Genomic DNA, 20,629 nt, shown 5'->3' on the forward strand with positions numbered 1-20,629 from the left:
CGGGAGCGTCAGGTGCTTCTGCGTATGTCTTGGGGGATGACGGCGGCGGGGCCGGTCGGTCGCGGGGACCGCACGGCCCCGCCGTCATCGGAGGTCGGGCTCGCCGATCAGGCGGGGCCCTTGGTGCCCACCCGCGCGGGGCGCAGCACCCGCTCGCCCAGCTTGTAGCCGGGCTGCATGACCAGGGAGACCGTCGCAGTGTCGACGTCGTCGGCCTGCTCGTGCATGAGCGCCTCGTGGAGGGTGGGGTCGAACTCCTCGCCGACCTCGCCGAAGCGGGTCAGGCCGTGGGAGCGGAGGACCTCGACGAGCTTCTGGGCGATCGAGTGGAACGGGGTGCCCTCGGCGATGTCGCCGTGCTGGCGGCCCAGCTCCACGTCGTCGAGCACGGGGATCAGCGAGGTGACCACCTTGGCGATCGCGGCCTCCTGGGAGGCGGTCGCGGCGCCCTCGATGCGCCGGCGCGAGTTGACGTACTCGGCCTGGTCGCGCTTGAGCTGTTCGGTGAGCTCCACGACCCTGCCCTCGAGCTCGGCGACCCGTCGGGCGTCGGCCGGGGCATCCGCCCCGCCCTCCGCGCTCTCCGCGGCGGCCTGCTCGAAGAGCGTGGCGGCCTCGGCGTCGATCGGGTCGACGGGCTCGGTGGGGCCCTGGCCCCCGTCGGCGGGGGCGTCCCCCGAGGGACGGACGGAGCCGTCCTCGGGGTTCACCTTCCGCTTGTCGGTGAAGGAGAACCGCGGCTCGCCCTCGGGGCGCTGGGCGTCGTCGGGAGTGCTGGGGTTCTCGGTCATCACTTCTTCTCCTCGTCCTCGTCCACGATCTCGGCGTCGACCACGTCATCGTCGTCGGACGACGACGTGCTCTCGCCCTCCGCGGCGCCCTCGGACTCCTGAGCCTGCGAGTAGATCGCGGTGCCCACGGCCTGCAGGGCCTCGTTCAGGGAATCGCGCTTGGCCTCGAGGTCCGAGGTCTCGGCGTCCTCCTTGACCAGCTCGTCCTTGGCCGCCTTGATGGCGTCCTCGGCGGTGGTCCGCTCGGCGTCCTGCACCTTGTCCGCGTTGTCCTTGAGCAGCTTCTCGCCCTGATAGACGAGCTGCTCGAGGGTGTTGCGGGCGTCGGCGTTCTTGCGGCGCTCCTCGTCCTCGGCCGCATGGGCCTCGGCGTCCTTCACCATGCGGTCGATGTCCTCGTCGGACAGGGCCGAGCCGCCGGTGATCTGGATGGACTGCTCGTTGCCGGTGCCGCGGTCCTTCGCGGTCACGTGCACGATGCCGTTGGAGTCGATGTCGAAGGTGACCTCGATCTGCGGGATGCCGCGCGGAGCCGGCGCGATGCCGGTCAGCTCGAAGGTTCCGAGGAGCTTGTTGTCCCGGGTGAACTGACGCTCGCCCTGGAACACCTGGATCGCCACGGAGGGCTGGTTGTCCTCGGCGGTGGAGAACACCTCGGAGGTCTTCGTCGGGATGGCCGCGTTGCGCTCGATGAGCTTGGTCATCACGCCGCCCTTGGTCTCGATGCCGAGGGAGAGCGGGGTGACGTCCATGAGCAGGACGTCCTTGCGCTCGCCCTTGATCACCGCAGCCTGGAGCGCGGCGCCCACGGCGACGACCTCGTCCGGGTTCACGGACTTGTTGGGCTCCTTGCCGCCGGTCAGCTCCTTGACGACCTCGGTCACCGCGGGCATGCGGGTCGAGCCTCCGACGAGGACCACGTGGTCGATGTCGGAGACCTTGATGCCGGCGTCCTTGATGACCTGGTGGAAGGGGGCCTTGGTGCGCTCGAGCAGGTCCGAGGTCATGTCCTCGAACTGCGCGCGGGTCAGCTTCTCGTCCAGGTGCAACGGGCCGTTCTCGGTCATCGAGAGGTACTGCAGGGAGATGGTGGTGGAGGTGGAGGAGCTCAGCTCCTTCTTCGCCTGCTCCGCGGCCTCCTTGAGGCGCTGCAGGGCGATGCGGTCCTTGCCCAGGTCCACGCCCTCCTTGTTCTTCACCTGCGAGATCAGCCAGTCGACGATCTTCTGGTCCCAGTCGTCGCCGCCGAGGCGGTTGTCACCGGCGGTGGCCTGGACCTGGATGGTGGAGCCCTCCTCGTCCTTGCTCACCTCGAGCAGGGACACGTCGAAGGTGCCGCCGCCGAGGTCGAAGACCAGGATCTGCTCGTCGTCCTTGCCCTTCTCGAGGCCGTAGGCGAGCGCCGCGGCGGTGGGCTCGTTGATGATGCGCAGAACGTTCAGACCGGCGATGGTGCCGGCGTCCTTGGTGGCCTGACGCTCGGAGTCGGAGAAGTAGGCCGGGACGGTGATGACCGCATCGGTCACGGGCTCGCCGAGGTAGGACTCGGCGTCCTTCTTGAGCTTGCCGAGGATGCGGGCGGAGATCTCCTGCGGGGTGTACTTCTTGCCGTCGATCTCCTGGGTCCAGTCAGTGCCCATATGGCGCTTGACGGACGCGATGGTGCGGTCGACGTTGGTGACGGCCTGGCGCTTGGCGACCTCGCCGACGAGCACCTCGCCCTGCTTGGAGAAGGCCACGACCGACGGGGTGGTGCGGGAGCCCTCGGCGTTCGCGATGACGGTGGGCTGACCACCCTCGAGGACAGCGACGGCGGAGTTGGTGGTGCCGAGGTCGATTCCGACGACACGGGACATGTGTGCCTGCCTTTCTGCGACGGATGCGCCGCACGGGATCTTCGCTGCCGACAGTGGTCGACGGCAAGACTTGAGCTGTACGGACTCAAGTAGAGAACCCTGGATCGACGATGTCAATCTCAGCAGCTCCGTTCTTGAGTGCACCCGACTCAACTCTGATCCGATCAGGTTCATTCCCGGTGCAGCAGGTCGTGATGGAGGCCACATCCACCGGTTCTCGATAAGGTAGCTCGACAAGGTGGCAGTGATCTCGCCGATCCGTCATTGGCGTGACTGGATCGCGGATCCTGTCCTAAACCAGGGCATCGATGACGGCGCGGCCTGCGATACGGGCCTGAGGCCTCCAGGCCCGGCAGCTCCGCGCAGCCATCGCCTTTCATCACGTCGCCGAACGCCAAGATCGCTGGTTGCGCGGGTCGAGCTCGCCGCGAAGAGAACTGAGGCCGGGCGGAGCGTCTCCTGGTCCGCGCACAGCTGCTCGTTCTCCGCCTTCGATCGCTTGACCTCGGCCGTCCCTGCGCTGGTGACACCCCGACGAGTCCCGTGGTCGACATCGTCCTGCGCCGGACAGCGCCGCACGGGCCCCACGGGACGCCGTCCTGCCGAGCGGTCGCGACCGCTGCGGCGGGGTGGGAGGGGAACTCCCGCGGGGGCTCTTGCACGAGCCGCACGCACCTCGCGCGCAGCTGGGGATGGGTCTCCCACGGCCGCCCGTCCACTCCCTCGGACCCGAACAGCAGCGGCATCGGACCCGGTCCGACCCAGTGGCGCCAGCCAGCAGATACAGGCAGAATCGCGCCGTGTCCCACTCAACCTCGCCCCCGCGCGGAATAGCCGGAAGGCTCCGCACGGAGTCGGGCTCGGCCGCGCTGCTCATCGTCGTCACGGCCTTCGCTCTCCTCTGGGCGAACTCGCCGTTTTCCTCTTTCTATGTCGAGCTGTGGCAACAGAGCGTGGGGATCGACGTCGGCCCGTTCGGCCTGCATCTGGATCTGCACCACTGGATCAACGACGGCCTGATGGTCGTGTTCTTCTTCGTCGTGGGTCTCGAGGTGCGCCAGGAGTTCGCGCACGGGGCCCTCCGGGACAGCAGTCGCGCCCGTCTGGCGGCGATCGCGGGCGTCGCGGGTGTGGCGTTGCCCGCGCTGGTGTACGTCCTGGTCGTCGGCGCGTCCGGTGGCGAGGGGCTTCGCGGGTGGGGAGCGGTCGTCGGCACGGACACGGCGTTCATGCTCGGTGCTCTCGCGATCGTCGGCCCCCGGCTCTCCGGGCAGCTGCGCGTCTTCCTCCTGACCCTCGCGGTGGTCGACGACTTCCTCGCGGTGTCGATCATCGGCGTCTTCTACAGCGACGAGATCCGGCCCGTCCCGCTGCTGGTCGCTCTCGGCTGCCTCGTCGCCCTGTGGCCGGTGGGCCGTTCCCGGCAGTGGAGTGCCGCTCCGTACGTGGGGATCGTCATCGTGCTGTGGCTGGCGACTCTGTCCTCCGGCATCCACGCCTCGCTGACGGGCATGATCGCCGGCCTTCTGATCCCGGCCTACCCGACGCAACGGCAGGAGGTGGTCGCCGCCCGGCAGCTGTTCCGCGACTTCTGGCAATCCCCGAGCGCTTCCTCGGCGCGTGCTGTCGGCCGGGGGCTGTCCAAGGGCGTGTCGGTCAACGAGCGGTTGCACGAGTACCTCCGTCTCCCCACGGCGTTGCTGGTCGTGCCGATCTTCGCTCTGGCCAATGCCGGGGTCGACCTGGGCGGCGGAGTGGTGGCCGACTCCCTGGGCTCGCCTGTGCCGTGGGGCGTCATCGCGGGGCTCGTGCTCGGCAAGCTCCTCGGGATCGGGATCGCAACGCTCTCGCCGTGCGGATGGGCGCAGGCCGACTGCCGGAAGGAGTCGGAATGGGCAGCGTGTTCGGCGGGGCAGCACTTTCGGGCATCGGTTTCACCGTGTCGCTGCTGGTCATCAGCCTCGCTTTCGACTCCTCCTCGGATCTGGGGCGCCAGGCGACACTGGGCGTGCTCGTGGCGATGGTGCTGGCCACTGTTCTGGGCTGGTTGATCTTCAAGGTCGCGGCCCGTCGGTGGGGAGAGGAGACGGCGGATCTCCCGATGACGCTCGACCCTCCGGTGGACCCCGAGGTGGATCACATCCGCGGACCGGAGGACGCCCGGCTCACCCTCGTGGAGTTCGTGGACTTCGAGTGCGAGTACTGCGCGCACGCCACTGGCTCATGGGAAGATCTGCACGGGCGCTTCGGTGACGATCTGCGCTACGTCGTGCGGCATCTGCCTCACCATCCTCACGGCCCCCTCGCCGCACGGGCCGCCGAGGCGGCCGCGAAGCAGAAGATGTTCTGGCCCTGGCTCGACTTCGTGTTCACTCGGCAGGACGCGCTGGAGAGGGAGGATCTCATCGGCTACGCGGCTGAGCTGAGCCTCGATGTCGAGGCGTTCATCGAGGATCTCGACAGCGAGGAGGTTGCTGCGAGGGTCCAGCGGGACATCGCGAGCGCGGAGGCGAGCGGCGCCAAGATGACCCCGACCTTCTTCGTCGATGGTTGTCGGATGGTGGGCAGCTATGACGCGCGCTCCCTGACCGAGATGCTGGAATCCAGCCGTCGCGGGGGCCGCACCCAGGCGGCGAAGGCCTGAGGCCGATCCGCGAACCCGGAACACGGTGGGACGCGGGCGGTGCGAGCGCTCTGCACGGCACGCCGAGGGCGCGCTCGTCAACGTATCGGGCCTGGTGATAGCGGTGTCGAAGGGATGGCCCCCTGTCACCGTGAGGCGCTCGCCCCTGCCACCACGAGGTCGATGAGCTGACGCAGAGCCGCATCGACGTTCTCGCTCTCGTTGCGCCCCTGTCGGGAGCGGTTGAGCTCGGCCAGCACCCCGGTGACGATGAGCCGGGCGCCGGTCGCCTCGACCTCGCCGGGGGCCCCGCCGGCAGCTCCGGCCGCCCCGTCCTGCGCCACGGCGACCGCGCCTGAGGTGTCGGCCCGGCTGTCCCGCAGGCGCGCGGCGATCTGCTCCTCGAGGCGATCGACATGGTCGAGGACCTGCCGGCGGTGCGGCATCTCCGCACCGAAGAGGATCTCGCGGGCGACCCATGTCGCGGGCTCGGGCCAGCGGCGCATCGCGGCGACGAGCGGCGAGACGAGCGCCGCGATCTGGTCAGCGGTCTCCCCTGCCGGCGGCGCCGCCGCGACTCCACCGGGCGCGGCGGACGTGGCGCGCGCAGGGGTGGTCATCGCTTGTTCGTGGGCTCCCCAGAGCGCATCGACGACCATCATCAGCAGGTCGGTCTTCGTCGCCGCGTACTGGAAGACGGTCCCCTCAGCCACGTCGGCCGCGCGCGCGACCTCGCTCATCGAGGTCCGCTGGAATCCTCGCTCCTCGAAGAGTGCGCGCGCGGCGGCGAGGATGCGGGCGCGCTTGTCCGCCTTCGCCTGCTCGCGCCTGCCCGGGCGCGCCGACGACCCCCGCCTCATGGCGTCCTGAGTTCCCATACATCCATTGTAGTCGACTCAGTATTGAGTACACTCAATATTGAGCCCGGACGACCGCCGTCCGGCACGCGTCGGGAAGGATGGACCATGCAGCACACGGCAGGTAACTACGAGGCGTTCGCGCGCCCCCGCCCCGCACGGCACGCCCAGGAGACGAAGGCCTACATCGTCGGCAGCGGGCTGGCCGGGCTCGCGGCGGCCGTCTTCCTGATCCGCGACGCCGGGGTTCCCGGTGCCAACGTCACGATCCTCGAGAAGGGTGACATCGCCGGCGGTGCGCTCGACGGGCTCGACGTGCCGGACAAGGGCTTCGTCATCCGTGGCGGCCGGGAGCTGGAGGACCACATGGAGTGCCTGTGGGACATGATGCGCTCCATCCCCTCTCTCGAGCTCGAGGACGCCTCCGTGCTCGACGAGTTCTACTGGCTCAACAAGGACGACCCCAATTACTCGCTGCGCCGGGCCACCGTCCGTCAGGGAGAGGACGCGGGGCACGATGGCCGCTTCGACCTGCCGAAGCGGGCGCAGAAGGACCTGCTCAAGATCTTTCTCGCCGAGCGCGCGGAGATGGAGGGCAAGCGCATCGACGAGGTCATGGGCCGTGAGTTCCTCGACTCGCCGTTCTGGATGTACTGGCGGACGATGTTCGCCTTCGAGGAATGGCACTCCGCGCTCGAGTTCAAGCTCTATCTCCACCGCTTCGTCCACCACATCGGCGGACTACCCGATTTCACGGCGCTGAAGTTCACGAAGTACAACCAGTACGAGTCCTTCGTCCTGCCGCTCATGCATTACCTCGCCGAGCATGGCGTCGTCTTCCAGTCCGGCACCGAGGTCCTCGATGTGGATTTCGCGCACCGCAACGGCGAGATCCGCGCGACGGCCGTCCACTGCCGCCGCGAGGGCGCCGAGGAGACCATCGAGCTCGGTGAGCACGACCTCGCCCTGATGACGATCGGCTCGCTCGTGGACAACTCCGATGACGGTGACCACCACACCCCCGCTGTGCTCAATGAGGGCCCGGCCCCGGCCTGGGACCTGTGGAAGCGGATCGCGAAGAAGGACGCGTCGTTCGGGCGCCCGGAGGTCTTCTGCTCCTCGATCGAGGAGACGAAGTGGGAGTCGGCCACCGTGACGACGCTCGATCAGCGCATCCCGGCCTACATCGAGCGGATCGCCCAGCGCGATCCGTTCAGCGGCCGCGTGGTCACCGGCGGCATCGTCACCGCCGAGGACTCCTCCTGGCTGCTGAGCTGGACGGTCAATCGGCAGCCGCACTTCAAGAAGCAGCCGAAGGATCAGATCGTCGTCTGGGTCTACGGCCTGTTCGTCGACGTCGAGGGCGACTACGTGAAGAAGCCCCTGGCGCAGTGCACCGGCGAGGAGATCACCCAGGAATGGCTCTACCACCTGGGCGTGCCCGTGGAGGAGATCCCTGAGCTCGCGGCGACCGGTGCCCGATGCGTGCCGGTGATGATGCCCTATGTGACGAGCTTCTTCATGCCCCGCCGCGCGGGGGATCGGCCCCGGGTCGTCCCGGAGGGCGCCCAGAACTTCGCGTTCCTCGGGCAGTTCGCGGAGACCGGCCGCGACACGATCTTCACCACCGAGTACTCGGTGCGCACCGGCATGGAGGCCGTCTACGAGCTCCTCGACGTGGAGCGCGGCGTGCCGGAGACCTGGGGCTCCACGTACGACGTGCGCGACCTCCTCGAGGCCGCGGCGCGCATGCGCGATGGCGAGAAGGTGGAGATGCCTGGCCCGGCCGCGCTGCGCAGCTACCTGCGGGGCAGGCTCGAGCACGGGGAGATCGGCCAGCTTCTCGAGGAGCACGGTCTGATGTGAGCCTCGTGCCCGCCCACCCGGGGGCGCGCCGCGGCTCGGTCCCGAGGCGCACCCAGGGGCTGGTCGGCGGGATGACGGTGGCGCGAGCTCGGAGCCCGAGAACGTGTCGCGGGGGCTGCCGCTCGCAGCGCCGGCCGACCGGCGATGGTGGGATCTGCCGCGCAGGATGCCAGATCGGGGCACCGCAGCCGATGTCCGGACCGCGGCCCGCTATCGAGTCGGGGACCTCGGATGGTGCGCATCAGGGGAGTGAGTGATGCTTGCGAGCTCGGCGCGCGTGCGGGCACCGTATTTCCGCAGCAGGTTGGCCACGTGGTATTTCACCGTGTTGGCCGTGATCCCGAGCTGATCGCCGATGCGCTGGTTCGAGATCCCGGTCGCGACCAGGCGAAGCACCTGCTTCTCGCGGTCGGTGAGCTCCTCGGCGCCCTCCACGGTGAGCGCTGCGCTGGGTGGGTCCAGCGGGATCTCGATCCGCAGCGTCGTCCCCCAGCCCGGGGTCGTCTCCACGTCCATGGTTCCGTCGAGCGCCGCCACTCGTTCCGCGATCGGACGCAGTGTGTCGTCGTGCGCCGTCACCGCGATTCCCCCGTCGTCACGGACCTCCATCAGCAGGTTGCGGCCATCGCAGTCCCAGCCGACCCGGGCGCGTGCAGCGTCCGCGCGGTCCATGAGCGAGAGCACTGCTGTGCGGGAGATGGCGCGGGCTTCCCGAGCGACCGGGCCCGGCAGCGCCCGCCCTCGCGCAGGAGGCTCGGCGAACTGGACGTGCAGCGGCCCGGAGCGGATCAGGGGACGCAGTTCGGTGCGCAGGCGCGAGAACGCCTCCGCCACCGGCTCGAGCACGCTCTCCTGCTGCTCGTGGACCGAACGAGCACGGATGAGCGCGGAGGAGGCGATCTCCGTGGCCTCCCTGCGCGCGGCCGCATCCGCGAGTCGGCCGGAGCGGAGCACGGCGAGGATCGATTCGAGGGTGATCGCATGTTGATCAGCCTGCTCGGACAGGGCACGGTCCCGCGACAGGGAGCGGGCACGTTCCAGCGGGGTAGGGAGGTCGCTCACTCCGCCACTCTAGCCCGACCTGGGAGGCCCACCCGATCGAAGGGGGCGCCCCGCTCATCGGGCAGCAGTGAAGCACCGCGGACCGGCCCAAGATGGTCCACATGGAAGAACGAGGTATTCAGGATTCGCTGACGCGGATCGTCAACGAGATCGAGGGGGCAGCTGCCCTTCCCGACGCGCCCGCGCTCGCGGCCGCCGTCGAGCTGACAGCGGACGCCCGGCGAGTCTTCGTCCACGGCGCCGGACGCTCCGGGCTCGCGCTGCGGATGACGGCCATGCGCCTCATGCACCTCGGGCTGCAGGTCCACGTAGTAGGTGAGACGACGACCCCGGCGATCGGAGAGGGCGACCTGCTCCTGACCGCCAGCGGTTCCGGGACGACCTCGGGGGTGGTGAGCGCGGCTGAGACGGCGAGATCCGTCGGTGCCCGCGTCATCGGGATCACGACCGACCCCGAGTCACCGCTTGCATTGCTGTCCCACGCCGTCCTGGTCGTCCGTGCGGCGACGAAGACGGACCGGTCCGAGCAGCAGTCGGCCCAGTACGCCGGCAGCCTCTTCGAGCAGCTCCTCGTCCTCGTCGGCGACGCTCTCTTCGACGTCCTGTGGCAGAGGAGCGGGCAGAGCGCGGATGCGCTCTGGCCCCGTCATGCCAACCTCGAATGACCTTTCTTCCCCGTTCCATCATCCACACCACCACGAGAAAGAGACACCCTGACATGCGACTGCAGTTCGCCATGGACACCCTGACCACCGAGTCCGCCCTCGACCTGGCCGCGAAGGCCGCCCCCTACGTCGACATCCTCGAGCTCGGCACCCCTCTGATCAAGAGCGAGGGCCTCGCGGCGATCACGGCGGTCAAGGCCGCCCACCCCGACAAGACAGTCTTCGCCGATCTCAAGACCATGGATGCCGGCGAGCTGGAAGCTGACATCGCCTTCTCCGCCGGAGCCGATCTGGTCACCGTGCTCGGCGTCGCCGGTGACAGCACGATCGCCGGAGCGGTCGCCGCGGCGACCAAGCACGGCAAGGGCGTCGTGGTCGATCTGATCGGCGTGTCCGACAAGGCCGCACGGGCCCGAGAGGTCGTCGCCCTCGGCGCCGTCTTCGTGGAGATGCACGCCGGCCTCGACGAGCAGGCGGAGGACGGCTACAGCCTCGACGCCCTGCTCTCCGCCGGCGAGGCCGCCGCGGTCCCGTTCTCCGTCGCCGGCGGCGTCAGTGCGGACTCTGTCGAGGCCGTCCAGCAGGCGGGAGCAGACGTGGCCGTCGCGGGCAGCGCCATCTACAGCGCATCGGACGTCGCCGCCGCGGCCGCCGCCATCCGCTCCGCCATCCGGTGACCACCGCCCACCGCATCCCGTGGAGAGGGGGCAGGTGACGGCAAGCCCGGATCCTGTCCCCTCCCACCGGATGCGGTGGACTGATGCCGCAGACGATCACCGCGTGGCGCAGAGCGCCACGTGACCCTCCTCCCCGCAGGGCGTGCCGAGGCGGGCCCGCGCCGGGCATCGTCCAGGACGGGATCGGCGAAGGATCCGTGCACAGAACCGGCCCGCGACCGCCGCTGGAGCGACGATCGCGGGCCGGGTGCATGACGGGCCCGGGATCAGGCGGGGATCATGCCGTGGGGATCGATGATGAACTTCTCCGAGACACCAGTATCGAACGCCGCGTAGGCGTCGGAGGCCTCATCGAGGCTGATGACCTTGGTGTTGAGCATGTCGCTGAGGTAGGGCATGCGGTCCCAGAGGATCGACATCATCAGCTCACGGTTGTAGTGCATGATCGGGGCCTGGCCGCCGGAGATCCGAGGCGACTTGATCCACGCCTTGCCGAAGTCGATCGAGAAGGTGCCCTCCTGCTCGGCCTTGGAGGAGGCCAGCGGGTCGGGGCCGTAGACGCCGACGATGCCGGTGGCACCGCCTGCGCGGGTGGCGTCGATGACCTGGTTGATGGCGTGGGCGGGGTTCATGTCATCGGCTTCGCGACCGATCCCGTGTGCCTCGTTGCCGACGTAGTGGACGGCGCAGTCCACCATGGGCTCGCCGAGGATGGCCTCGATCTGATCGGTCAGCGGCACGTCCTGGTTCAGGTCGATGGTCTCGCAGCCGTTGTTCTTCATCAGGTCCAGCCGGTCCTGGTGGTAGTCACCGACGATGATGCAGGACGCACCCAGAAGACGGGCCGCCGCGGCGCCGCAGCGTCCCACAGGTCCGGCGCCGGCGATGTAGACGGTCGAGCCGGGCTTGGCCCCGGCCTCCATGAGGCCGTGGAACGCGGTGGGCAGGATGTCCGAGAGAAGGGCGAGGTCGCGGATCTTCTCCATGGCCTGGTCCTTGTCCGGGAAGCGGAGCAGCTGGAAGTCGGCGTAGGGGACGAACAGGTACTCCGCCTGCCCACCCTGGAAGTCGCCCAGGTTGAACCCGTAGGCGCCGCAGGACACGTCGGGGTTCACGGTCTCGCACACCTCGGTATGGCGGGCACGACAGTTGCGGCATCGGCCGCACGCGACGTTGAAGGGAACCGAGACCAGGTCGCCCTCGGAGAGGAACTCGACGTCGGAGCCGATCTCGACGACCTCGCCGGTCATCTCGTGCCCCATCACCATGCCCTGGGGGACGGGGAAGGAACCGCGGTAGATGTGCAGGTCGGAGCCGCAGATATTGGTGGCGACGATCTTGAGGATGACGCCGTGCGGGGCGCTCCTGCCGTTCGGCATCTCGAGCTTCGGGAAGTCGAGAGTCTCGACGCGCATGTCCTTGACGTTCTGGAACACCACGGCGCGGTTACTGCTTGCCATGACGTTCTCCTCCCGTTGTGTATGGCCCGGTCGCGGAAGTGCCACGAACATCCGGATGCCCGTCGCCCGCGACCTCGGCTCTCTTCGAGCAAAGGACAGACGGAACCTCGCCCTCCACCGAGTTGCCCGCCGCGGCTGCGGCGATAGGCACCACGGGCAGGTGGAACGTGGAGGACCGGGCCATGCACCGACCGATCGGTGTAACGCGTTGCTAGTCTCGCCGACATGGTCGAAGCACGCAGGTCCGCATCGTCGGACTCCTCACCCGTTCAGCCCGACGTGCAGATTCTCGGCGCTCGCGAGCACAACCTCCAGGACATCGACCTGACGGTGCCTCGCGACGCGCTGGTGGTGTTCACCGGCGTCTCGGGCTCGGGGAAGTCCTCCCTGGCGTTCGGAACCTTGTTCGCGGAGTCCCAGCGCCGCTACCTCGAGTCCGTCGCTCCCTACGCTCGTCGCCTGATCGACCAGGCCGGCGTCCCGGACGTCGACTCCATCACGGGCATGCCGCCGGCCGTCGCTCTTCAGCAGCAGCGCGGCGGCCGCAGTGCGCGGTCCTCGGTGGGCAGCATCACCACGCTCTCCTCGCTGGTGCGCATGCTCTACTCCCGGGCCGGCCACTACCCCGAAGATCAGCCGATGCTCTACGCCGAGGACTTCTCCGCCAACACGGTGCAGGGCGCATGCCCGGAGTGCCACGGCATCGGCCGGGTGTACGAGGTCACCGAGGACACGATGGTGCCGGACCCTTCACTGACGATCCGCGAACGGGCCATCGCCTCGTGGCCGACGGCCTGGCACGGTCATCAGCTGCGCGATGTGCTCGTCGCCCTCGGCTACGACGTCGATGTGCCCTGGAAGGATCTGCCGAAGGAGGAGCGTGACTGGATCCTCTACACCGAGGAGACGCCGTACGTCCCGGTCCATTCGCGGCTGACTCTCGCCGAGGCTCGGGCCGCGACCGCCGCGGGCGTCGAACCGAGCTACTCGGGAACTTTCGTCGGAGCTCGTCGATACGTCCTGGACACGTTCGCGAACTCCAAGAGCGAGTCGATGAAGCGACGCGTGGCGGAGTTCCTCTCGGTCGCTCCCTGCCCTGCCTGCCATGGGAAGCGGCTGAAGCCGGAGGCCCTGTCCGTGACGTTCGAGGGTCTCGACGTCGCAGATCTCTCCGCGCTGCCGCTTGCGGAGCTCTCCACGCTGATCGACCAGGCGGTCGAGCGAGCTGCCGGAACTCTCGACGGGGCTGAGTCGGCGGGCCGCACAGGTGGCCAGGCTGACCGACGCGACGCCGGGCCGCGGATCGACGCCGGAGGATCCGCCCCCGCGGCCGTCGAGGACGCGCGCATATCGCCTGACCGCTCGGTCGAGAAGCTGGCCGCGACAGCGCGATTGGGCGCAGAGCTCGTCAACAGACTGCGGCCGATCATCGATCTGGGTCTGGGGTACCTCTCCCTGGGCCGCACCACCCCCACCCTCTCCGGCGGCGAGTTGCAACGGCTGCGGCTCGCCACCCAGCTGACCTCCGAACTTTTCGGCGTGGTCTATGTGCTTGATGAGCCGTCCGCGGGGCTCCATCCGCAGGACGTCAGCGCCCTGCTCGGCATCCTCGACGGGCTCAAGCGCCGAGGCAACAGCCTGTTCGTCGTGGAGCACTCGGTGGACGTGATGCGGCATGCGGACTGGCTGGTCGACATCGGGCCCGGCGCGGGTGAGCGCGGCGGCCGCGTCGTCTACAGCGGGCCCTACGAAGGGCTCGCCGAGGTGGAGGAGTCCGTCACCCGCGGATACGTCTTCGGGGGCAGCGGCCTGCCCCACCGCACGCCTCGCGAGCCGCAGGGATGGCTGAAGCTCGAGCACGTCACGCGCAACAACCTGCGCGACGTGTCGATCTCCTTCCCGCTCGGGGTGTTCACGGCCGTCACCGGAGTGTCGGGATCAGGCAAGTCCAGCCTGGTCAGCCAGGCCCTGCCTGCGCTGCTCGACGAACGGCAGGGACGAGCTGACCAGGCGGAGGACGCTGACGCCGCCGAAGGGGACGAGCTCCTGCTGTCGGACGAGCCCGACGAGCTCGAGGGTGAGATCCGCGGCGACGTCGACGGGGTGCGCCGCGTCGTGAGCATCGACCAGAAGCCCATCGGTCGCACCCCGCGCTCGAACGTCGCCACCTATACGGGCCTGTTCGACCACGTGAGGCGGAGGTTCGCGGAGACGCCCGAGGCTCGCGCTCGCGGGTACAAAGCGGGCAGGTTCTCCTTCAACGTCACCGGCGGTCGCTGCCCTACCTGCAAGGGCGAAGGATCCGTCATGGTGGAGCTGCTCTTCCTCCCCTCGGTCTACACCGAGTGCCCCGACTGCCACGGCACCCGCTACCAGTCCAGCACGTTGGAGATCGCCTGGCGCGGCCGCAACATCGCGGAGATCCTCGCCATGAGCGTCGAGGAGGCCCACGACTTCTTCCAGGGCGAGTTCGACATCATGCGGTCGCTCGCGGCGCTGGTCGACGTCGGCCTCGGATATCTCCGTCTCGGACAGCCGGCCACCGAGCTGTCCGGAGGTGAGGCGCAGCGGGTGAAGCTCGCCTCCGAGCTCCAGCGATCCCAGCGCGGGGACACCCTCTACGTCCTGGACGAGCCGACGTCCGGGCTGCACAGCGCCGATTCCGACCGGCTCGTGACGCATCTCCAGACCCTCGTGGACGCAGGCAACACCGTCGTCGCGGTCGAGCTCGACATGCGCATCGTCGCCGTGGCCGACCACGTCATCGATCTCGGGCCCGGGGCGGGGGACGATGGCGGCACGGTGGTCGCCTCAGGCACGCCCGCGCAGGTCGCCTCGTCCGGAGCCGGTGCGTCGGCACCGTACCTCGAGGCCGCGCTCCAGGAGGCCACCTCCCCGGCGTGAGCGTCGTACGGCTGCGACGAGGGCGATGACCTCGTCGCAGGGAGCGCATCGGACGAGCAGGCTGCGTCACCTGATCGGTGACCCTCGAACGACGCTGACCGGACGTCCTGCGGCGGCGTCGACGTCCTCGTGCCCCCGGCGTCCCGGCGTCCCGGCGTCCCGGCGTCCCGGCGTCCCGGATGAGATGGCCACGTGCGCCCCGTCCCTGACGTACGAGGTCTACACTCACTGAGGGGCAGGCGCTCACATTCGGCCAGGCCCCGGCGAAGAAGGCCCACCGTCGATGGCGGAACGTCAGCGACGACCTCCGGGCCGAAGCTTCTTCTCCGTCCCCCAGGACCCGGCCCGAGAATCGGCAGCCACCACCTGCCGGCACTCCGATGAGCGCAACGACGACTGCACGCGAGTCGTCTGCGCCCGAACCACGCTGCCCGGTACGAACAGCGTGCGGCTCGCCCGCACGGGCAGGCCGTCATCTCCCACAGAACGGAGCAGAACATGGCAGACGAATTGAACGGCAAGCGGATCGCGATCCTGGCCGCGGACGGCGTCGAGCGCGTGGAGCTCGAGCAGCCGCGTCAGGCTCTTCAGGACGCCGGGGCCACCACCGTGCTGCTCTCGCTGCACGAAGGCGAGATCAAGGCCCGCGAGAACGACCTGGACGAGGCCGGGACATTCTCGGTCGATGCCCTGGTGAAGTCCGCCTCGGCCGACGAGTACGACGCCCTGCTGCTTCCCGGCGGCACGGTCAACCCCGATCAGCTGCGCATGGACACCGACGCCGTCGGATTCGTGCGGGACATCATGGTCGCCGACAAGCCGGTCGCCGCGATCTGCCACGGACCGTGGACGCTGATCGAGGCCGGTGTCGCGAAGGGTCGGACGCTGACCTCGTACCCGAGCATCCGCACCGACCTGCGCAATGCCGGAGCGAACGTCGTCGACGAAGAGGTGGCGCGCGACCGGAACCTGATCACCAGCCGCTCGCCCGAGGATCTCCCGGCCTTCAACGCCGCGATGGTCGAGCTGTTCAGCCAGGACAAGTGAGGAAAACATGATCAACGTTGCATTGTCGGTCGTCGTGCACGCCAAGCCGGGGAAGGAGCAGGACGTCGCGGATTTCCTCCGCAGCGCCCGCCCCATCGTCGAGCAGGAGGAGGGTACGCAGGCCTGGTTCGCTCTGCAGTTCGACGAATCGACCTTCGGGATCTTCGACGTGTTCCCCGACGACGAGGCCCGTAAGACCCACCTCTCGGGTGGCGTCGGTCAGGCACTCGCTGCGCAGGGAGCTGATCTGTTCAGCACCGAGCCGAGCATCCAGAACGTCGACGTGATCGCGTACAAGCTGCCCGGCGAGTCCTCTTAGAGGAACAGCGTCGAACGCCTCGGCGGCCGATAACCGCGGGGTTCTCCCACGACGATCAGCGTTCCGCTGACACAGGGCCGATATGTAGGGCTTCCTGTCCAGTGGGCGGGGTGAAGCGGGGGTGTCCACCGGCCGGTGGGTGCCCCCGCTTCGGCGTTCGCGGGGTGCGCCGACTCCGGCAACGCCCGGTTGGTCACGCCGTATACCCCGAAGCCGGGCCCTGTGCTCCGTGCCCCAGCTCGACTTCCCGGCGAGCACATAGGGGTCGCGCAGGGCGAGCTTCTCCAGACGCCGCCCAGACGGGCCAGCAGCATTGCATCGTCGCGGTCGGCCTTGTTCCCGGTGCCCGGGCGGGTGGATCAACTTCGAGGGTGCCGCGACCTGCGCCCGATGTCCCGCCTCGTCGTCTCGATGAACACCAGGGCCTCCTATGAATGCGTGCACCCCAGCCGCCCCTCGACCACGGTGATCCACGAGACTTCTTCGCGGGGCCCTGGGCCACAGAACTCGCCGCAGCCCCCACCCTCATAGCGTCCTAGAGCACGCCACCGGAACCCGCCGCCGCGCCGTGACCGCTCCATCATTTAACCTCCAAGCATGTCCCCGACCACTCACCCGGCGCCCGCGCCCCGTCCCGAGGACCACTCCGACGCACCGCCCTCCTCCAGCCGCTTCCAGCGCCTGGACGGGCAGGCGGTGCGCCGCTCGGCCGCGGCGCTCGAGCACCGGATCATGACCCGCTTCCCCGACCGCACTCTGTGGGAGGTGTGCGGGGAGGTGGTGGGGCTGGTGGACGAGATCAACGCCGGCACCGGCATCAGCCGCCGACGGGTGCGACTCGCCCGGGTGCTCTCGCGGGTCGCGATGATGGCGATCGTGGGGTTCCTCGGTGGTGCGGTCGCGCTCGCGGGAGCGGACCTAGTCGCGGAGCGCGACGTGCTGGGCCCGCTGGACATGCTCCCGCTGCTCGAGACGATCATCAACGACCTCGTGTTCGGCGGGATCGCGGTGTTCTTCCTGCTGCGGATCCCCGAGCGGATGGAGCGGGCGCGCGTGCTGCGGATCCTGCACCGGCTGCGCTCGCTGGCCCACGTGATCGACATGCACCAGCTCACCAAGGTGCCCGAGCGGCTCGAGCGGGGCTCCCGGGAGGACGGCGGGCTGGACCTCGACCGCACGGAGCTCACCCGCTATCTCGACTTCTGCACCGAGATGCTCTCGCTCGTCGGCAAGAGCGCGGCCCTGTTCGCGGAGCACACCACCGACGGGGACGTGCTCGACGCGGTCGAGGGGATCGAGGCGCTGACCTCGGACATGGCCCGTAAGGTGTGGCAGAAGATCGGGATCATCCAACAGCAGACGTGAGGGGACGCGCATGGGCGGGATCGACCTGCAGGAGACCGCCCGGGACCGGGCGCTGGAGCTGCCCGCCGCCGGCTTCGAGCGGCCCTTCGGCCCGGAGGTGGACGTCGCGAAGGTGCTGGGGAAGGTATTCCTCCTGCTCATCCCGGTCCAGGACACCCCCGTCGTGGTACTGAAGGCGGAGCCGCGTGATGCGGAGGCGCTGCGCGCGGCCCACCCGGAGATCACCCCCGGCTACCACATGAACAAGCGGCACTGGATCACCCTGAACCCGGGCGGATCGCTCCCGGAGGAGCTCGTGCGGGAGCTGGTGACCAACTCCTACCTGCTGGTGGTGGAGGGGCTGCCGCGCTCCCGTCGGCATGTCGACCCCGCGACCTTCCTCGCTGGCGACCCCGGCTCCTCTCGGACCGACGGGCCGGCGGCATGATCGGCCGCGCGCTCCGCGGGGCGGGCTGGGTGCTCCTGATCCCGGGCCTTCTCGGCGCCGCGGCCCTGCTCGTCCTGCGCCAGGTCACCGTGGTGCACACCTGGCACGAGTACCTCATCGCCGCGTCGAGCTTCATCCCCCTGCTGTGGGTGCCGCTGCTGATCGCCTGCCTCGGCCTGGTGCTCGTGCTCCGCTCGTGGTGGCGGCTGCTCGGCGCGTCGGCGACCCTCGCGCTCGCCGTCGTCCTCGCCTGGCCGATGCTGCCCGGCCCCGAGCGGGATGCCGTCCCCGAGATCGTGGCGCCGGGGTCGCTCAGCGTGCTCTCGCTCAACGTCGAGTACGGCGGCGCGGACGTGCAGGAGATCCGCAGCCTCTCCCTGCAGGGGGTGGACGCCGTCGCGATCCAGGAGATCACCCCGGACTTCGAGGCGAGCCTTGCCGCGGCAGGAATGTTCGAGACCTTCCCGCACCGCGCCGGCACCGCCCGGGAGGGAGCCGGCGGCACCATGCTGCTCTCACGCACCCCGGTCGAGCTGGTCGACAGCACGGAGGACACCGTCTTCGACAACCTGCTCGCCACCACCACCGTCGACGGCGCCCTCTGGCACCTCGGCGTGATCCACACCGCGCCGCCGCAGATGGGCGCCGAAGCCTGGACGCGGGACGCCGCCGCCGTCGGCGAGATGGTCGCGCCGTACACCGCTGGGAACCTGCTGCTGGTCGGGGACCTCAACGCGATCGAGCAGCATCACACGATGCGGGAGCTGACGGCCGACGGGTCCCTGCACAGCCTCGCCGTCGCGGGGCGGGGACGGGGCGAGGGGCTGTGGGAGCCTACGTGGCCCGTCGGCCGCACCGCGCCGCCCTTCGCGCGGATCGACCATGCGATCGCCGGGGAGGGCGTCTCGGGCCCGGTGCCGACCTATCTGACGGTCCCGGGCACCGACCACCGGGCGCTGCTGGTGAGGGCCTCGCCGGTCGGAGCCTGAGGCGGAGAGAGCCTGGTGAGCGCTCAGGCGCCCTCGGCCCGGCGCACCATCTCGTCGATCCAGAGCGGGGCGAAGGGCGAGGTGCAGTTCGGCGGGGTCGGGTAGTCCTTCAGCACCTCGAGCCGCTCGCCGATGTCCTTGGCGCGCTCGCGGCGGGTCGCATCGTGGATCCCGATCTCGGCGAGGCACTGGTTCATCGCCCACTGCAGCCGCTCCGGGGCGTCCTTCATCTCCGCCTCGATCTGCACGAGCAGCGCGTCGGGGTCGATCCCCTCGGGCATCTCCCCGGCCGGGGCCTTGGCGATCCGCTCGCTGGTCAGCGCCCAGCCGGCGCTCGCCACCACCGGATCGGGATCCGCGAACCAGGCCTCGCGCAGCTCCTCGCGGTGGGGGCTCTTCTTCACCAGGTAGCTGACCAGCCACTCGTGGACCTTCGGCGTCGGGGCCTCGCGCAGCATCGCGTCGAGCTCCTCGGTGGAGTACTGCTTCGGGCGGGAGATCAGCAGGGCGAGCAGCTTCGGGGTCGAGTCCGCCGCGGGCGCCGCCCACAGCGCCCGGGCCAGGTCGGGGTCGATCTTCAGCCGCTTGGCGACCGAGCGGAGCTTGGTGAGGTTCACGGCGTGGTCGTCGCCGTGCTTCTCGTTCACGGCGCGCATACGGTCGTCGGCGAGCGCGTCCAGCTCCTCCTGGAGGGCGGCGACCTCGGCCGTGAGGTCACGGTCGACGGCGTCCGGGGCGGTGCTGGGCATGGTGGTCCTCCTGGGTGGTGCAGGATCCCAGGGTACGGCCTTGCGACAATGCCCCCATGACCTCCTCCTCTTCGTCCTCCGGCTCCGAGCACCGCTCCCCCGTCGGCACCCCGCGCAGCGTCCGCCTGAGCTTCTCGGACCAGATCGCCTCGATCGAGGCCGACGAGATCGTGGGCGGCTGGGCGCTGAGCATCGGCGGCATCGAGCAGTCGCACGTCGATCTCGAGGCCCCCACCCATCTCGTCCACGAGTACCTCGGCCGCATGGCGGCGGTGCTCGAGACGGCCTGGCCACGTCGGCAGCCGCTGCGGATCGCGCACCTCGGCGCGGGGGCGCTCACCCTCGCCCGCTACGTGCAGGTCACCCGGCCCGGCTCCGCGCAAGTGGTGATCGAGATCGAGCGGGAGCTGCCGGACCTGGTGACCTCCGCGCTGCCGATGCCGGAGGGCACCGACCTCGAGGTCGTGATCGGTGATGCCCGCGAGGAGCTCGCCGCGATGGCGGGGCGTCGCTTCGACGCGATCGTGCTGGACGTGTTCTCCGGCGAGTCCTCCCCCGCCCACCTCGCGGCGACGGAGTTCTACCGCGAGGTGCTGGGACACCTCGAGTCCGACGGGCTGCTGCTGGTGAACGTCGGCGACGACGCCGGGCAGCGCTTCCTCGCCGCCCAGGTGCGCCACCTCGAGGACGCCGCCGCGGCCGAGGGCGTCGCCGGGGTCTGGACGCTCACCCATGTCTCGCTGCTGGAGACCCCGGCCGACGGGAACATGGTGCTGCTCGCGGGCGGGGCGCTCGCCTCCCCCGAGGTCGAGGACTGGCGCGCCGCGTGGCTGCGCGCGGGCCCGCATCCGGCGGCGGTGCTGGATCCCGAGGAGACGATGCGGGCATTCGGCCGCTGAGGTCGGCACCGCAAATCTGTATACACGCCGCTCTCCCGTTCGGTGAATCCACGAAGGATCTGGCTCTCGCAGG

Annotated in this window: 17 protein-coding genes and 1 pseudogene; 12 read left to right on the forward strand and 6 right to left on the reverse strand. The window is 69.5% G+C overall.

Features of this window, described 5'->3' with window-relative positions; translation table 11 throughout:
* Positions 1-107: 107 nt before the first annotated feature.
* Positions 108-791, reverse strand: coding sequence for a nucleotide exchange factor GrpE (locus HNR70_RS08295; RefSeq protein WP_184325231.1), 684 nt, complete (start codon positions 789-791; stop codon positions 108-110).
* On the reverse strand, positions 791-2,647 hold the full coding sequence (dnaK, locus tag HNR70_RS08300; protein ID WP_184325232.1) for a molecular chaperone DnaK: 1,857 nt from the start codon (positions 2,645-2,647) through the stop codon (positions 791-793). The genes HNR70_RS08295 and dnaK overlap by 1 nt, the downstream gene beginning before the upstream one ends.
* A 692-nt stretch (positions 2,648-3,339) precedes the next feature.
* Here dnaK and nhaA point away from each other — a divergent pair.
* Both nhaA and HNR70_RS16570 read left to right on the forward strand, forming a co-directional pair.
* Positions 3,340-4,640 (forward strand): annotated as a pseudogene (gene nhaA / locus HNR70_RS16565) (Na+/H+ antiporter NhaA); the annotation flags it as partial.
* Between the two features lie 108 nt (positions 4,641-4,748).
* Positions 4,749-5,291, forward strand: a complete 543-nt coding sequence (locus HNR70_RS16570) for a DsbA family protein (RefSeq protein WP_221421394.1) — start codon at positions 4,749-4,751, stop codon at positions 5,289-5,291.
* A 125-nt stretch (positions 5,292-5,416) separates the two neighbouring features.
* On the opposite strand, the gene HNR70_RS08310 is transcribed toward HNR70_RS16570, so the two are convergent.
* Positions 5,417-6,148, reverse strand: coding sequence for a TetR/AcrR family transcriptional regulator (locus HNR70_RS08310; protein ID WP_246375181.1), 732 nt, complete (start codon positions 6,146-6,148; stop codon positions 5,417-5,419).
* An 87-nt stretch (positions 6,149-6,235) separates the two neighbouring features.
* Between HNR70_RS08310 and HNR70_RS08315 the strand changes: the two genes are divergently transcribed.
* Positions 6,236-7,993, forward strand: coding sequence for an oleate hydratase (locus tag HNR70_RS08315; RefSeq protein WP_184325233.1), 1,758 nt, complete (start codon positions 6,236-6,238; stop codon positions 7,991-7,993).
* A 210-nt stretch (positions 7,994-8,203) separates the two neighbouring features.
* Here HNR70_RS08315 and HNR70_RS08320 read toward each other — a convergent pair whose 3' ends face one another.
* Positions 8,204-9,055, reverse strand: coding sequence for a LuxR C-terminal-related transcriptional regulator (locus tag HNR70_RS08320; RefSeq protein ID WP_184325234.1), 852 nt, complete (start codon positions 9,053-9,055; stop codon positions 8,204-8,206).
* A gap of 92 nt (positions 9,056-9,147) precedes the next feature.
* On the opposite strand from HNR70_RS08320, the gene hxlB reads away from it, so the two are divergent.
* Together hxlB and hxlA are read left to right on the forward strand one after the other, a co-directional pair.
* Positions 9,148-9,720, forward strand: a complete 573-nt coding sequence (gene hxlB / locus HNR70_RS08325; protein WP_184325235.1) for a 6-phospho-3-hexuloisomerase — start codon at positions 9,148-9,150, stop codon at positions 9,718-9,720.
* Positions 9,721-9,773: 53 nt separating this feature from the next.
* Positions 9,774-10,397, forward strand: a complete 624-nt coding sequence (hxlA, locus tag HNR70_RS08330; protein ID WP_184325236.1) for a 3-hexulose-6-phosphate synthase — start codon at positions 9,774-9,776, stop codon at positions 10,395-10,397.
* 266 nt (positions 10,398-10,663) lie between these two features.
* On the opposite strand, the gene HNR70_RS08335 is transcribed toward hxlA, so the two are convergent.
* Positions 10,664-11,857 (reverse strand): alcohol dehydrogenase catalytic domain-containing protein, encoded by a 1,194-nt coding sequence (locus tag HNR70_RS08335; protein WP_184325237.1) that lies wholly within the window; start codon positions 11,855-11,857, stop codon positions 10,664-10,666.
* 225 nt (positions 11,858-12,082) lie between these two features.
* Between HNR70_RS08335 and HNR70_RS08340 the strand changes: the two genes are divergently transcribed.
* The 6 genes from HNR70_RS08340 to HNR70_RS08365 all read left to right on the forward strand — a co-directional run bounded on the left by HNR70_RS08340 (position 12,083) and on the right by HNR70_RS08365 (position 18,908).
* On the forward strand, positions 12,083-14,761 hold the full coding sequence (locus HNR70_RS08340; protein WP_184325238.1) for an excinuclease ABC subunit UvrA: 2,679 nt from the start codon (positions 12,083-12,085) through the stop codon (positions 14,759-14,761).
* A 498-nt stretch (positions 14,762-15,259) separates the two neighbouring features.
* Positions 15,260-15,808, forward strand: coding sequence for a type 1 glutamine amidotransferase domain-containing protein (locus HNR70_RS08345; protein ID WP_184325239.1), 549 nt, complete (start codon positions 15,260-15,262; stop codon positions 15,806-15,808).
* 7 nt (positions 15,809-15,815) lie between these two features.
* Positions 15,816-16,127: a putative quinol monooxygenase gene (locus HNR70_RS08350; RefSeq protein ID WP_184325240.1), complete on the forward strand. Its 312-nt coding sequence runs from the start codon at positions 15,816-15,818 to the stop codon at positions 16,125-16,127.
* Positions 16,128-16,724: 597 nt separating this feature from the next.
* Complete coding sequence (locus HNR70_RS08355; RefSeq protein WP_184325241.1) at positions 16,725-17,492, forward strand: hypothetical protein; 768 nt, start codon at positions 16,725-16,727, stop codon at positions 17,490-17,492.
* Between the two features lie 10 nt (positions 17,493-17,502).
* Positions 17,503-17,919 (forward strand): MmcQ/YjbR family DNA-binding protein, encoded by a 417-nt coding sequence (locus HNR70_RS08360; protein ID WP_184325242.1) that lies wholly within the window; start codon positions 17,503-17,505, stop codon positions 17,917-17,919.
* Entirely contained in the window at positions 17,916-18,908 is a 993-nt protein-coding gene (locus HNR70_RS08365) for an endonuclease/exonuclease/phosphatase family protein (RefSeq protein ID WP_184325243.1), read from the forward strand. The genes HNR70_RS08360 and HNR70_RS08365 overlap by 4 nt, the downstream gene beginning before the upstream one ends.
* Positions 18,909-18,931: 23 nt before the next feature.
* Here the strand turns inward: HNR70_RS08365 and HNR70_RS08370 are convergent, their stop codons facing one another.
* Positions 18,932-19,657: a DNA alkylation repair protein gene (locus HNR70_RS08370; RefSeq protein ID WP_184325244.1), complete on the reverse strand. Its 726-nt coding sequence runs from the start codon at positions 19,655-19,657 to the stop codon at positions 18,932-18,934.
* Positions 19,658-19,713: 56 nt separating this feature from the next.
* On the opposite strand from HNR70_RS08370, the gene HNR70_RS08375 reads away from it, so the two are divergent.
* Positions 19,714-20,556 (forward strand): spermidine synthase, encoded by an 843-nt coding sequence (locus HNR70_RS08375; protein WP_184325245.1) that lies wholly within the window; start codon positions 19,714-19,716, stop codon positions 20,554-20,556.
* Positions 20,557-20,629 lie beyond the last annotated feature (73 nt).

Source organism: Brachybacterium aquaticum, assembly GCF_014204755.1.
GTDB lineage: Bacteria > Actinomycetota > Actinomycetes > Actinomycetales > Dermabacteraceae > Brachybacterium > Brachybacterium aquaticum.

Coding starts and splice junctions, on each gene's coding strand:
- HNR70_RS08295 (WP_184325231.1), bottom strand. CDS start 791: ATGACCGAGAACCCCAGCACTCCCGACGACGCCCAGCGCCCCGAGGGC.
- dnaK (WP_184325232.1), bottom strand. CDS start 2,647: ATGTCCCGTGTCGTCGGAATCGACCTCGGCACCACCAACTCCGCCGTC.
- HNR70_RS16570 (WP_221421394.1), top strand. CDS start 4,749: ATGACGCTCGACCCTCCGGTGGACCCCGAGGTGGATCACATCCGCGGA.
- HNR70_RS08310 (WP_246375181.1), bottom strand. CDS start 6,148: ATGGGAACTCAGGACGCCATGAGGCGGGGGTCGTCGGCGCGCCCGGGC.
- HNR70_RS08315 (WP_184325233.1), top strand. CDS start 6,236: ATGCAGCACACGGCAGGTAACTACGAGGCGTTCGCGCGCCCCCGCCCC.
- hxlB (WP_184325235.1), top strand. CDS start 9,148: ATGGTCCACATGGAAGAACGAGGTATTCAGGATTCGCTGACGCGGATC.
- hxlA (WP_184325236.1), top strand. CDS start 9,774: ATGCGACTGCAGTTCGCCATGGACACCCTGACCACCGAGTCCGCCCTC.
- HNR70_RS08335 (WP_184325237.1), bottom strand. CDS start 11,857: ATGGCAAGCAGTAACCGCGCCGTGGTGTTCCAGAACGTCAAGGACATG.
- HNR70_RS08340 (WP_184325238.1), top strand. CDS start 12,083: ATGGTCGAAGCACGCAGGTCCGCATCGTCGGACTCCTCACCCGTTCAG.
- HNR70_RS08345 (WP_184325239.1), top strand. CDS start 15,260: ATGGCAGACGAATTGAACGGCAAGCGGATCGCGATCCTGGCCGCGGAC.
- HNR70_RS08350 (WP_184325240.1), top strand. CDS start 15,816: ATGATCAACGTTGCATTGTCGGTCGTCGTGCACGCCAAGCCGGGGAAG.
- HNR70_RS08355 (WP_184325241.1), top strand. CDS start 16,725: ATGTCCCCGACCACTCACCCGGCGCCCGCGCCCCGTCCCGAGGACCAC.
- HNR70_RS08360 (WP_184325242.1), top strand. CDS start 17,503: ATGGGCGGGATCGACCTGCAGGAGACCGCCCGGGACCGGGCGCTGGAG.
- HNR70_RS08365 (WP_184325243.1), top strand. CDS start 17,916: ATGATCGGCCGCGCGCTCCGCGGGGCGGGCTGGGTGCTCCTGATCCCG.
- HNR70_RS08370 (WP_184325244.1), bottom strand. CDS start 19,657: ATGCCCAGCACCGCCCCGGACGCCGTCGACCGTGACCTCACGGCCGAG.
- HNR70_RS08375 (WP_184325245.1), top strand. CDS start 19,714: ATGACCTCCTCCTCTTCGTCCTCCGGCTCCGAGCACCGCTCCCCCGTC.